Here is a 13054-nt window from a genome sequence, read left to right as displayed (position 1 = left end):
TTTGAAAAACCCTAAAACATTATTCATCTTTTGGGGTTAAAGGGAATTGAAATAGAGATAAAAAAAGACCTGTCAAGAATTGATTTCCTGACAGGTCTTATATTTTTATAATAAAACTCGGGTTTACAGTTCTAACAAATCGTTAGTTTTACGTACACCTGCAGCACTTTCTTGTATGTGTGCTTTTTCTGCATCGTTTAATTCAATTTCAACGATTTCTTCAACTCCATTACGTCCTAAAATTACTGGAGCACCAATGCAAATATCATTCAGTCCGTATTGACCATCTAGCATAACTGAGCAAGGGAACATTTTCTTTTGGTCACAAGCAATTGCTTGAACTAAAGCAGAAACTGCAGCTCCTGGAGCATACCATGCTGAAGTACCTAATAATTTTGTAAGTGTAGCACCACCTACTTTAGTATCTTCTTTAACTTGGTTTAATCTTTCTTCAGAAATGAATTTAGACACAGGAACACTGTTTCTTGTAGCCAATCTAGTTAATGGCACCATACCAGTATCGCTATGACCACCAATTACCATTCCATCAACATCACTAATAGGCGCACCTAAAGCTTCAGCCAAACGGTATTTAAAACGAGCGCTATCTAATGCACCTCCCATTCCGATAATTCTGTTTTTAGGTAATCCTGAAGTTTTATGAACTAAATAAGCCATAGTATCCATTGGATTACTAACTACTATAATAATAGTATCAGGAGAATGCTTTACAAGGTTAGAAGAAACATCCTTTACAATTCCAGCATTAATACCAATTAATTCCTCACGAGTCATTCCTGGCTTACGTGGGATACCACTTGTAATTACGCAAATATCACTACCAGCAGTTTTAGAGTAATCGCTAGTTACACCAGTGATTTTAGTGTCAAATCCATTTAAAGAAGCTGTTTGCATAAGGTCCATCGCTTTTCCTTCAGCAAAACCTTCTTTAATGTCTAATAAAACTACTTCACTTGCAAAATCTTTAATAGCAATGTACTCTGCACAACTTGCGCCAACAGCACCTGCTCCTACAACTGTTACTTTCATATCTTTTTAATTAATCATTATGTGGTTATTGTTAATAGTGGTCAAATCGTTAAAGAAAATTATATTTTGACACCTATTTCAAAGCTCATTCTGAACTTGTCACAAAAGTACTATTATCTGCTTAAAATTATGATAACAAACGGTTAAAAACTAGAAAACCCATTCCTAAAAAATTAGGAATGGGTTTTCATTATACTTACAAGATTTTGTAAGCTGACAGATTATGCGTCAATATTCGCATAAATTGCATTTTTCTCAATAAACTCACGTCTTGGTGGAACCTCATCTCCCATTAGCATAGAGAAAACTCTATCTGCTTCTATTCCATTATCAATAGTTACTTGACGAAGCGTTCTAAATTCAGGATTCATAGTTGTATCCCAAAGTTGCTCAGCATTCATCTCCCCTAAACCTTTGTATCGTTGGATTGAAGCGCTACCACCAAACTTCTCGTTTAGTTCGTCGCGTTCTTTATCACTCCAAGCGTAATCTTTCTTAGCTCCTTTCTTCACTAAATAAAGTGGTGGTGTTGCAATATAAACACAACCAGCTTCAACGAGTTCTCTCATATATCGGAAGAAGAATGTAAGAATTAATGTTGCAATGTGGCTACCATCCACATCCGCATCACACATAATTACTACTTTATGATAACGTAATTTTGAAAGGTTAAGCGCTTTACTATCATCTTCAGTTCCGATAGTTACACCTAGAGCCGTGTAAATATTTCTGATTTCTTCGTTTTCAAAAACCTTGTGATGCATCGCTTTTTCAACGTTCAGAATTTTACCTCGAAGCGGAAGAATAGCTTGGAAATCACGATCACGACCTTGTTTAGCCGTACCACCTGCCGAATCTCCCTCCACAAGGAATACTTCACATTTTGTTGGATCTTGTTCAGCACAATCTGATAACTTTCCGGGTAATCCACCACCGCTCATTACAGTTTTACGCTGTACCATTTCACGAGCTTTTTTAGCTGCGTGACGGGCTTGAGCCGCTAAGATTACTTTTTGAACAATCGTTTTTGCATCATTTGGATTTTCTTCCAAATAAATTTCAAGCATTTCAGAAACCGCCTGACTCACTGCTGCAGTAACCTCACGGTTCCCTAATTTTGTTTTGGTCTGACCCTCAAATTGAGGCTCCTGTACTTTTACAGAAATAATCGCAGTTAATCCTTCACGGAAATCATCACCTGCAATTTCAAACTTAAGTTTATCCAACATTCCTGATGCATCCGCATACTTTTTCAAAGTTCGTGTTAACCCTGCACGGAAACCAGAAAGGTGTGTACCCCCTTCGTGAGTATTAATATTGTTTACATAAGAATGTAAATTCTCACTGTAAGAAGTGTTATAAATCATAGCAACTTCAACAGGAATATCATTCTTTTCGCCTTCCATAGCAATCACACCACCAATAATTGGCTCACGATTTCCATCTAAGAAGCGAATAAATTCTTTTAAACCTTCATCACTGTGGAATTTTTCTGTTTCATATTCGCCTTTGTCATTTTTATGACGCTTATCTGTAACATAAATAGTTAAACCTCTATTTAGGAAAGCAAGCTCGCGCATTCTACTTGCAAGCGTATCATAGCTATATTCAAGTGTTTGTTTGAATATATCTCCATCAGGTTTAAATGTAACTATTGTACCACGTTGATCTGTTTCACCAACAACCTTAACAGGGTGCATTGCTTTACCACGCTCATAAGACTGCTCGTAAATTTTACCATCGCGATAAACAGTTGCAGTTAACTTTTCAGCAAGTGCGTTTACAACAGAAACCCCAACCCCGTGAAGTCCTCCTGATACTTTATAAGAATCTTTATCGAATTTACCTCCAGCTCCAATTTTGGTCATTACAACCTCAAGTGCTGAAACTCCTTCTTTTTTATGGATATCTACTGGAATTCCACGTCCGTTATCCTCAACAGATATCGAATTATCTTCATTAATAATAACTTTTATCGTATCGCAATAGCCTCCCATTGCTTCATCAATGGAGTTATCAACCACCTCGTAAACCAAGTGGTGCAAACCTCGAACACCTACGTCCCCTATATACATCGATGGACGCATGCGCACGTGCTCCATTCCCTCTAACGCTTGAATCTGGTCGGCGCCGTAGCTGCCTTTTTTCTGTTCTTCGCTCATATAATTATTTGAATGATTTTCAGTTTTTTTCGTAATGAACAAATATAACGAAATCCCCAATAAAATCAGGGGTTTACGCTAAATATATACGCTAAGTTATTAACAAATAAATGTGAAAAAACATTGTTTTTTAAAACACAATATTAAGTTTTGAATTTACCCCTGAAAATTAAACACTATTTCGGCATTATTTTACGTTTAAAGCTATAATCATATTGAAAATCCACATTTTAAACATACTTTTTATATATTACATGAAACAAATTTTTAATTCAATCGTCTAAACACTAAGAATTCTGAAAATCAATACATGAAAAAATCACTCTTCATATTTTTTATCACACTAACGGCATTTGGTTTTCAAAATTTAAATGCCCAAAGTTTCCCTAACCGGGATGCCTCACCAATGGATTTAGCAATCGCTAGACCATCCAAAAATGCGCCTCCGTTAGCAAGAGTTATATACAGTAGGCCAGAGAAAAACGGTAGAGATATTTTTGGAGGGCTAGTGCCTTATAATGAAGTTTGGCGTACAGGAGCAAATGAAGCAACAGAACTCACTACATACGAACCACTGATGTTCGGAAAAACTTTACTACAACCTGGCTCATACACTCTTTATACAATTCCTAATAGCGATAGTTGGACTATTATAATTAATAGCGAAACAAATGCCTGGGGTGCTTTTAACTACCAAAAAGAAAAAGATGTTGCACGAATTGAAGTTCCCTGTGTACAAGCTGTTGCTCCAATAGAAACACTTTCAATGATTTTTAAAACAGACAACAAAGGCACCGTTCTACTTATAGGCTGGGATGATCATTATGTTGAGATTCCTTTTAAAAGGATTTAAACACGATTTTATACAAAATAAAAAAGCGCCAAATTTCAGAATTGATATTGAAATTTGGCGCTTTACATTTATAAAATAAACCTTATGGAATATTTAAATATTTATGCGTTTGAAGTGAAACTTTCCACTGTGGATTCTGCATAACGTAATCCACAATTAATGGACTCATTTTTTCACGTTTACTCCACTCTGGTTGTAAGTAAAGAATACAATCTTTATTTACCTTAGCTGCTTGTTCTTCAGCAAATCTAAAATCATCTTTATTAAAGACAATTACTTTCAATTCGTTTGCTTTCTCATAAACCTCTTCAGTAGGCAACTTCAATTTTTTCGGTGAAAGGCAAATCCAATCCCAAGTTCCTGTGAGCTTATATGCCCCAGAAGTTTCAATGTGAATTTGCATCCCTCTTTGCTTTAACATTTCGGTTAATGGCCGCATATCCCAAGTAAGCGGCTCTCCACCCGTTATCACAATAGTTTTTGAATATTTATCTGCATTTTCAACAATTGTTTCAATTGCTGTAGGCGGGTGTAAATCTGCATTCCAACTTTCCTTAACATCACACCAATGGCAACCAACATCGCAACCACCAACTCTTATAAAATAAGCAGCAGTTCCCTTGTGAAATCCTTCACCTTGAATAGTGTAGAATTCCTCCATTAAAGGAAGCATAACTCCCTTATTAACCAAATTTTGTATTTCCTTTTTCATCGCTGCAAAAATACCTTATTTGTTAGCAAAAACCCTAAAAACCAAAAATTAAAAACTTGAATTTACTAATATGAATAAATTTTAAAAGATTTTTTGAAATTTTGCACTTGGAACGAGGTGCTTTAAATGATTTGGCGCTTATATTTCTTACATTTGAACAAAATTTATGAAGATGGATAGAAAGCAAGCTTTTATAGATAGTATTAACTCTGGATACCAGACTAAAGGTGACTTTATAAACCTAGGTTCAGCGATGCTGGACGGAGAAACTATTAAAGATACTTTTATAAAAATACCATTAAAAACACTTAACCGTCACGGGCTTATAGCTGGAGCGACAGGAACAGGAAAAACAAAAACACTTCAAATTCTCGCAGAAAATCTTTCTGAAAAAGGAATTCCTGTTTTGTTAATGGATGTAAAAGGTGATTTAAGTGGGATTGCACAACCAGGAGAAAATAATGCTAAAATTGAAGAACGCCATAATGCAATTGGCTTTCCCTACGAAGCAAAACAATTTCCTGCTGAAATTCTTTCCCTCTCAGACCAAGAAGGAGTGCGACTACGAGCAACCGTAAGCGAATTTGGCCCTGTTTTACTATCGAGAATTTTAGACTTAACCGATACTCAGTCGGGGATTGTTTCAGTTATATTTAAGTACTGCGACGATCATAAAATGCCTCTTCTTGATTTAGAAGACTTCAAAAAAATATTGCAATACACCACCGAAGAAGGTAAAGACGAATTTAGCCAAGAGTACGGAAGAATTTCAACCGCCTCAACTGGAGCTATTCTTCGTAAAGTAATTGAACTTGAACAGCAAGGAGCCGATTTGTTTTTTGGTGAAAAATCATTCGACCCACAAGATTTACTTCGTATAGATGAAAATGGTATGGGATATATCAACATTATTAGGTTGACTGATATTCAAGATCGCCCAAAATTATTTTCAACATTTATGCTTAGTCTTCTGGCTGAAATATATGCTACATTTCCGGAACAAGGAGATAGCGGAAGACCAGAGTTAGTTATTTTTATAGATGAAGCACACTTAATTTTTAAAGAAGCAAGTAGCGCCTTACTTAATCAAATTGAAAGTATTGTTAAGTTAATTCGATCAAAAGGTGTTGGACTTTACTTCGTTACTCAAAATCCTACCGATGTACCAGACGCAGTTTTGGGTCAATTAGGATTAAAAATTCAACACGCACTACGAGCTTTCACTGCAAAAGATAGAAAAGCTATAAAATTAACTGCTGAAAACTATCCACTTTCAGATTATTATAAAACCGATGAAGTTTTAACAGCTTTAGGAATTGGGGAAGCTTTAGTGAGTGCATTAAATGAAAAAGGAATCCCTACTCCACTTGCGCGTACAATGCTTCGTGCTCCAATGAGTAGAATGGATATCCTTTCTGATGATGAATTAAAGAGTTTGTTGAAGAAGTCAAAACTCATCCCTAAATACAGCGAAGTAATTAACAGGGAGAGTGCATACGAAATGTTGACCGAGAAAATAGAAATCGCCAACAGAGAAGAGGCAAAAGCAAAAGCAGAAAAAGAAAAGGAAGCTGCAAATAAATCTAGCAGCAGACGTTCTTCATCAAGAAGAAGTAGCACTACAAACCCTTGGATTAAAACAATATCTAGTCCAACTGTAATAAGAAGTGTACTAGGAATTTTAAGTAAAATGATGAAATAACATCCCTTATAGGATTAAATATTAAAACAACTTATAAACCAGAATAACAAAAAAATAAATGAAAAAGACGTTAATTTTAGGTGCTGTAGCGGCATTATTATTTGTACAATGTAAAGAAGAGAAGGATCCTTACACCATTAATAAAGGAGCTATTGGGAGTTTGACGAGTGAAATTAAAATCAAGCAGATTGATTCAATTTTCGCAAATGATTCTATTGTAAAAATAAGCTCTTCTCCTAATGCTTTAGAAACTCAAGGAGAAGTAGAAATATATGAAAAGGGAGGAAAGAAATTAATGCTACTTTCACCTAAAAATGAATCTGACCCTAATTCACCAATAACTAATATTCAGGTTTTCGATTCACGTTTTAAAACAGACAAAGGATTAAATTCTGCAAGTAAGTTTAAAGATGTAAAAGCAAACTATACTGTTGAAAACATCCAAACTACCATCAATTCAATCGTTGTTTTCCTAAAAGACACCGACGTATATCTTACAATCGATAAAAAACATCTTCCTGAAGAATTAAGATACGATCCAGAAGTTAAAGTAGAAGCAACTCAAATACCAGATGATGCGCCTTTCAAATACTTTATGATTGGATGGGAACCAACAGCAGAATAAGTTGTTTTCTGAAAAATTCAATTATTGATATTTTTTTAATGTTGCGTAAAAATTAAATTTACCAAACCGTTAAAACATCAAAAAAAGTATATTTAAAAACCCCTTGTTATCAAGGGGTTTTATTTTAATTATTTTTAAAATAATGATTTAGAAAAATACAATCTTCATCATTATATCATATATTAGTTTGAAATAAAGCGAAAAATTTTACTTAAGTTCATAAAAATTAAATGCTTACAAATAACAACGACTTTACTATTCAAAATAAATGAAAGAAATACCACCACAAATAATCAGACAAGTTTTCGTGATTTTACTCATTCTTCTGATGGGTACTCTTATTTTTCGTGAACTCCTACCATATCTCACAGGCGTTTTGGGAGCAATTACTATTTATGTACTTATGCGTAAATGGATGGTTAAATTGGTTAAAAAGAAAAAATGGAATTCATCATTAGCCGCTACTTTCTTAATGGTAATATCCTTCGTTGGAATTTTGATTCCTATATCAGGAATTATCTGGATGCTAACTAATAAAATAGGAAAAGCAGCGGAAAATTCAGCAGATGTAATCAACGCACTTAAAAACCAATTAAAAGATGTAGAAGAGAGATTAGGTTACGATTTTGTTTCAAACATAGATACTTCGGCTATTACTGGATGGCTTACCGAAAACCTACAAGGGTTTGCAGGGGGTACTTTCAATGCTTTTATAGCAATTGGACTTATGTACTTTATCCTCTTTTATATGTTTACTAACCGTAGAGATTTAAAAGAATCTCTAAAGGATTATATCCCGATGGATCGTGACAACATTAAGGAAATTGGAAAAGAGATTCAGGCTATGGTACGCTCGAACGCCTTAGGCATCCCCTTGGTTGCTGTAGCACAAGGGATAGTTGCTTTAATAGGATTTCTAATCTTTGGAATTGAAGATCCCTTTTTCTGGTTTGTTATTGTAACTATCGGAAGTATGATTCCTTTCGTTGGTACTTTAGTTGGTATTTTACCCGTGTTTGTACTCACTCTTTCATCTGGAGACAACTTTCAAGCTTGGGGTATTCTAATTTACGGATTTGTAGTTGTAGGTTCTACAGACAACATTATAAGACTTTATGTTCTTAAAAAGCTAGATGATGTACATCCCTTAGTTACCTTAATAGGGGTTATAGTTGGAGTACCACTCTTTGGATTTATTGGACTAATTTTTGGCCCTCTCTTAATTAGCTTATTTATGGTGATTGTTAAGATTTACAGAAAAGAATACGGGAAATTAGATATGGCATCTAAGCAAACTGAAGAACCACAAGAACTGTAGGGTTTAACTAATTTTCTCAATCCCTGATTTTTATAACAAAATTTTAAAACTTTCTACCTCAGCAATATTGTATCTTTAAAAGAAAAAATTTATGTCATTTAAAGGAATATTTTCAAAAAAGAACTTCAATCCAGGGAATCGAGATTCAGGTGTTACTGAAGATTATTTAGAGGAGGAAGTGGCTAAAATTAACGATGACGATGTTGAGATCGTTCTTCAAAACGAAGAAGAAATAAACAAGAAATTTAGCGGAGCTAATTCCTTATCAAAATACGCCGAACTAGAAAAGATTATGATAGGAATGCTTAAAGATATTAAGAACAGAGTCTACCCTGAAATCCCATGGTTTACTATCGCTACAATCGTATTGGCATTACTATATGTACTTAACCCTTTTGATATTATTCCAGATTTTATACCAGGAATAGGGTATATAGATGATGTTTCAGTATTAGCTATAGGAACAGGTTGGATTGAAAGTGACCTACACAAATATCTCGATTGGAAAATAAAAGAAGGCAAAGGCCTTTAAGCCTTAATTATGCCTTCTTCTTTCTCTTGCTAACAATGTGTTTTTAAGCAGCATTGCAATAGTCATTGGCCCAACTCCACCAGGAACAGGTGTAATGAATGATGCTTTTTTGCTTACATTTTCAAAATCTACATCACCAGTAATTACATATCCTTTTGGCTTACTTGGGTCTTCTACTCTTGTAATTCCCACGTCTATAATAACAGCGTCATCTTTAACCATTTCAGCTTTTAGGAAGTTAGGAACTCCAAGTGCTGAAATAATAATATCTGCTTGCGTGGTAATTTGAGAAATGTTTTTTGTGTTACTGTGTGTTACGGTAACAGTACTATTTCCTGGCCAACCTTTACGGCTCATTAAAATACTCATAGGACGCCCTACAATATGGCTTCTTCCTATAACAACAGTGTGTTTACCTTTGGTGTCAACTTTATAACGTTGAAGTAATTCAAGTATCCCAAATGGCGTAGCTGGAATAAACGTGCTCATGTCTAAAGCCATTTTTCCAAAGTTTTCAGGATGGAAACCATCTACATCTTTTGAAGGATCTACTGTAAGTAATACTTTTTGTGTATCAATTTGTGGAGGTAATGGAAGTTGAACTATAAATCCGTCGATATTATCGTCTTCATTTAATTCCTTAATTTTTTTCAACAACTCTAGTTCACTCGTTGTTTCAGGCATTTGTACTAACGTAGATTCAAAACCAACACGTTCACATGCTTTAACCTTACTACCAACGTAAGTAAGACTCGCACCATCATTTCCTACAATAATTGCAGCTAGATGTGGAACTTTTTCGTTTTTTGCCTTCATCTTTTCAACTTCGGCAGCAATCTCATTTTTAATATCGTTACTTACTTTTTTTCCGTCTAGAATAGTCATGGTTAAATTTAATGTATTCAGCGGCTGTTGCTGTTAGTTGTAAACCACACTCCAACTTTGCCTGGTTATCAAAAAAATATAATTATATACTTACTTAATTTTTTCACTTTTAGCTTTAAAACTGTTTTTATCTTTAAAAATCCTAGACATCTACATTATTTTCAATGGCTACAAAAAACAGTAATAATGAATTAGCAAAGCGATTAAAAAAACAGTCGGAAAAACTTTTAAAAAAGTAATTCTTTCTGAAAATTTTGGAAAGCTTAACGCATTTTACTCATAGCTTGCATCATCTTTCTTCCGCCGCCACCTTGCATCATTTTCATCATTTTGCTCATCTGATCAAACTGCTTTAGCAATTGATTTACTTGCTGAACGCTAGTTCCACTACCTTTAGCAATACGCTTTTTTCTACTTCCGTTAATCACAGATGGCTGAGATCTTTCAGTTGGTGTCATTGAATGAATAATAGCTTCAATTCCTTTAAAAGCATCATCATCAATATCAACATCTTTTAGGGCTTTCCCAGCTCCAGGAATCATCCCTACAAGATCCTTCATACTACCCATTTTCTTAACCTGTTGAATTTGGTTAAGGAAATCGTCAAAACCAAATTGGTTTTTAGCAATTTTCTTCTGAAGTTTTCTTGCTTCTTCTTCGTCAAATTGTTCTTGTGCTCTTTCAACTAAGGAAACAACGTCTCCCATCCCCAAGATACGATCTGCCATACGTTCCGGGTGGAAAACATCAATGGCATCCATCTTTTCACCTGTACCAATAAATTTAATTGGCTTATTTACAACACTCTTAATAGAGATTGCAGCACCTCCACGAGTATCACCATCTAATTTAGTAAGTACAACCCCGTCAAAATTTAGCCTTTCGTTAAAAGCTTTAGCTGTATTTACAGCATCTTGACCTGTCATTGCATCAACAACGAAAAGGGTTTCCTGAGGATTTATTGCTTTGTGAACATTCGCGATTTCTGTCATCATCGCTTCATCTATAGCCAGACGTCCAGCAGTATCGACAATAACAACATTAAATCCGTTTTTCTTAGCATGTTCAATTGCGTTTTGCGCTATTTGAACAGGGTTTTTATTTTCAGGTTCGCTATAAACCTCAACACCTATTTGGTCTCCAACTACGTGCAACTGATTAATTGCAGCAGGACGATAAACATCACAGGCAACCAATAGTGGTTTTTTAGTCTTTTTAGTTTTTAAGAAGTTAGCAAGTTTTCCAGAGAATGTGGTTTTACCACTACCCTGAAGACCAGACATTAAGATAACAGTAGGCGCACCACTTAAATTAATACCAGCAGTTTCACCACCCATCAATTCAGTAAGTTCGTCTTTTACCAACTTAACCATCAATTGACCAGGTTGAAGTGTAGTAAGTACGTCTTGACCTAATGCTTTTTCTTTTACTGTATTGGTAAATTCCTTAGCTGTTTTAAAGTTTACGTCGGCATCCAAAAGAGCGCGACGCACTTCTTTTAAAGTTTCTGCTACGTTTACTTCGGTAATACTACCGTGACCTTTTAATACGTGTAACGCTTTGTCCAGCTTATCGCTTAAATTATCGAACATATTCTTGCTTTCTTTATATTATTAACTCTTTAGCTAAAGCTATTGAATTGGAGTGCAAAGATAACACTATGGAAGGGAGTATCAAAAAAGTACACAGTATTATATGTGCCTTAAACTATGTTTTTTACTAATTTTAAATATATTCGTGTTGTGGGGTTGTACTTAAAAAAATCATAATTTTTTCATAAATCGATTTAAAGCAACCTTCTACACATAACAAAACCACCTCAAAATTGGTATATTGCCCCCCTTACATAAGAAATAGAATATGAAAGAAGCTATACTCTCCCCTTTTCAAAAGTTTGTTAAACTCCAAAGTGCTACTGGAATACTATTACTAGCTACTACTATAATTGCTTTAATTTGGGCAAATAGTCCCTTTGCAGATAGTTACTCATCACTTTGGGAATACGAATTGGGTATAGTTACCGATAATTTTGAATTAAAGAAACCCTTGCTACTTTGGGTTAATGATGGGCTTATGGCCATTTTCTTTTTCTTGATTGGTCTTGAGATTAAAAGGGAGTTTTTAATTGGTGAACTTAATTCCACCAAAAAAGTTATGTTCCCTTTGTTTGGGGCACTTGGAGGTATTGTATTGCCTGTATTACTGTTTATATTAATAAACCAAAACCCAGAAACCCTTAAAGGTTGGGGAATTCCTATGGCTACCGATATTGCCTTTTCGTTGGCAATCTTAAAAGTTCTTGGTGATCGTGTACCCTTAAGTTTAAAGATCTTTTTAACCGCATTTGCTATTGTTGATGACCTAGGTGCTGTACTTGTAATTGCTATCTTCTATAGTGGTAGTTTAGACCTTGTGTTATTGGGATCTGCACTTGCATTTTTGGCCTTCGTTTATTTTATTAGCTACAAAGGTTTTTACTCTAAGTATTTAACTATGCTTTTTGGATTTATAGTTTGGTTACTGTTCCTAAAAGCAGGACTACACCCAACTTTAGCAGGTATTTTAATGGCTTTTGCTGTACCGGTTCGTCAAAAAATTAGCACTCACGAATTCTCTCATCAACTTGAAGGAATTGTAAAATCTATAAAACAAAGCACCACGCTTCAGAAACCAGTACTTTCAGCTGAACAGCTAGTACTTATTGACGACTTAGAGGATTGGGCAGATAAGTACCGATCACCTTTACAAGCTTTAGAGCACGAACTTCACAATGTGGTAGCATTTATTGTAATTCCAATTTTTGCTCTTGCAAATGCCGGAGTAGCACTTTCTAGTGAATCTGGACTTGAAAACACCTTGGTTATAAATATTATAATATGTTTAATTCTAGGGAAGAGTATAGGAATATCAACGACAATCTTTTTAGCTAGAAAGTTTAAAATTATCACTGTACCTAGTGATATTACGAACAAGCAGATAATTGGAGTATCTTTCTTAGCAGGTATCGGATTTACAATGGCTATTTTTATCGCTAGCTTGGCATTCAATACACATCCTGAGTACATAGATTCTGCTAAAATAGGAATCCTTATTGGCTCATTCCTTTCAGCTATTATTGGCTATGGATTACTTTACTATAAATCCCATAAAGGGCAGTTTAATCACAATCCGAACGTTGTGAAAACAACAGAAGAAAATTAAATTTAATATCGAGC

At 34.8% G+C, this 13054-nt stretch carries 11 protein-coding genes; 6 read left to right on the top strand and 5 right to left on the bottom strand.

All coding sequences use genetic code 11. The annotated features are described in order from the left end of the window. Positions 1–123 precede the first annotated feature (123 nt). A complete protein-coding gene (gene mdh, locus G3A46_RS04655) occupies positions 124–1050 on the bottom strand; it encodes a malate dehydrogenase (protein WP_165146780.1) in 927 nt (308 codons plus the stop codon). A gap of 221 nt (positions 1051–1271) precedes the next feature. Next, positions 1272–3212, bottom strand: coding sequence for a DNA topoisomerase (ATP-hydrolyzing) subunit B (gene gyrB / locus G3A46_RS04650; RefSeq protein WP_165146778.1), 1941 nt, complete (start codon positions 3210–3212; stop codon positions 1272–1274). A gap of 310 nt (positions 3213–3522) precedes the next feature. Between gyrB and G3A46_RS04645 the strand changes: the two genes are divergently transcribed. Further along, positions 3523–4065 carry a DUF2911 domain-containing protein gene (locus tag G3A46_RS04645; protein ID WP_165146776.1) on the top strand — a complete coding sequence of 181 codons (543 nt, stop codon included), beginning with the start codon at positions 3523–3525 and terminating at the stop codon, positions 4063–4065. 82 nt (positions 4066–4147) lie between these two features. On the opposite strand, the gene G3A46_RS04640 is transcribed toward G3A46_RS04645, so the two are convergent. After that, positions 4148–4777: a 7-carboxy-7-deazaguanine synthase QueE gene (locus G3A46_RS04640; RefSeq protein WP_165146774.1), complete on the bottom strand. Its 630-nt coding sequence runs from the start codon at positions 4775–4777 to the stop codon at positions 4148–4150. Positions 4778–4949: 172 nt separating this feature from the next. Here G3A46_RS04640 and G3A46_RS04635 point away from each other — a divergent pair, with 172 nt between their 5' ends. From G3A46_RS04635 to G3A46_RS04620, 4 genes are all read left to right on the top strand, one after another. Further along, positions 4950–6479 carry a helicase HerA-like domain-containing protein gene (locus tag G3A46_RS04635; RefSeq protein ID WP_165146772.1) on the top strand — a complete coding sequence of 510 codons (1530 nt, stop codon included), beginning with the start codon at positions 4950–4952 and terminating at the stop codon, positions 6477–6479. Between the two features lie 58 nt (positions 6480–6537). After that, positions 6538–7104 carry a hypothetical protein gene (locus G3A46_RS04630; protein ID WP_165146770.1) on the top strand — a complete coding sequence of 189 codons (567 nt, stop codon included), beginning with the start codon at positions 6538–6540 and terminating at the stop codon, positions 7102–7104. A gap of 268 nt (positions 7105–7372) precedes the next feature. Beyond that, positions 7373–8422 carry an AI-2E family transporter gene (locus tag G3A46_RS04625; protein WP_165146768.1) on the top strand — a complete coding sequence of 350 codons (1050 nt, stop codon included), beginning with the start codon at positions 7373–7375 and terminating at the stop codon, positions 8420–8422. A 91-nt stretch (positions 8423–8513) separates the two neighbouring features. Then, entirely contained in the window at positions 8514–8954 is a 441-nt protein-coding gene (locus G3A46_RS04620) for a YkvA family protein (RefSeq protein ID WP_165146766.1), read from the top strand. 3 nt (positions 8955–8957) lie between these two features. Here G3A46_RS04620 and G3A46_RS04615 read toward each other — a convergent pair whose 3' ends face one another. Together G3A46_RS04615 and ffh are read right to left on the bottom strand one after the other, a co-directional pair. Continuing rightward, entirely contained in the window at positions 8958–9839 is an 882-nt protein-coding gene (locus G3A46_RS04615) for a bifunctional 5,10-methylenetetrahydrofolate dehydrogenase/5,10-methenyltetrahydrofolate cyclohydrolase (RefSeq protein ID WP_165146763.1), read from the bottom strand. Between the two features lie 263 nt (positions 9840–10102). After that, positions 10103–11431, bottom strand: a complete 1329-nt coding sequence (ffh, locus tag G3A46_RS04610) for a signal recognition particle protein (RefSeq protein ID WP_165146760.1) — start codon at positions 11429–11431, stop codon at positions 10103–10105. 268 nt (positions 11432–11699) lie between these two features. On the opposite strand from ffh, the gene nhaA reads away from it, so the two are divergent. After that, entirely contained in the window at positions 11700–13040 is a 1341-nt protein-coding gene (gene nhaA / locus G3A46_RS04605; RefSeq protein ID WP_165146757.1) for a Na+/H+ antiporter NhaA, read from the top strand. Positions 13041–13054 lie beyond the last annotated feature (14 nt).

Origin of the sequence: Aequorivita sp. KMM 9714, assembly GCF_011065475.1 — a bacterium.
GTDB classification, from domain to species: domain Bacteria; phylum Bacteroidota; class Bacteroidia; order Flavobacteriales; family Flavobacteriaceae; genus Aequorivita; species Aequorivita sinensis.
Note: the sequence above shows the minus strand (reverse complement) of the source record. Positions and strands in the feature narration are given on the sequence as shown.

Coding starts and splice junctions, on each gene's coding strand:
- mdh (WP_165146780.1), bottom strand. CDS start 1,050: ATGAAAGTAACAGTTGTAGGAGCAGGTGCTGTTGGCGCAAGTTGTGCA.
- gyrB (WP_165146778.1), bottom strand. CDS start 3,212: ATGAGCGAAGAACAGAAAAAAGGCAGCTACGGCGCCGACCAGATTCAA.
- G3A46_RS04645 (WP_165146776.1), top strand. CDS start 3,523: ATGAAAAAATCACTCTTCATATTTTTTATCACACTAACGGCATTTGGT.
- G3A46_RS04640 (WP_165146774.1), bottom strand. CDS start 4,777: ATGAAAAAGGAAATACAAAATTTGGTTAATAAGGGAGTTATGCTTCCT.
- G3A46_RS04635 (WP_165146772.1), top strand. CDS start 4,950: ATGGATAGAAAGCAAGCTTTTATAGATAGTATTAACTCTGGATACCAG.
- G3A46_RS04630 (WP_165146770.1), top strand. CDS start 6,538: ATGAAAAAGACGTTAATTTTAGGTGCTGTAGCGGCATTATTATTTGTA.
- G3A46_RS04625 (WP_165146768.1), top strand. CDS start 7,373: ATGAAAGAAATACCACCACAAATAATCAGACAAGTTTTCGTGATTTTA.
- G3A46_RS04620 (WP_165146766.1), top strand. CDS start 8,514: ATGTCATTTAAAGGAATATTTTCAAAAAAGAACTTCAATCCAGGGAAT.
- G3A46_RS04615 (WP_165146763.1), bottom strand. CDS start 9,839: ATGACTATTCTAGACGGAAAAAAAGTAAGTAACGATATTAAAAATGAG.
- ffh (WP_165146760.1), bottom strand. CDS start 11,431: ATGTTCGATAATTTAAGCGATAAGCTGGACAAAGCGTTACACGTATTA.
- nhaA (WP_165146757.1), top strand. CDS start 11,700: ATGAAAGAAGCTATACTCTCCCCTTTTCAAAAGTTTGTTAAACTCCAA.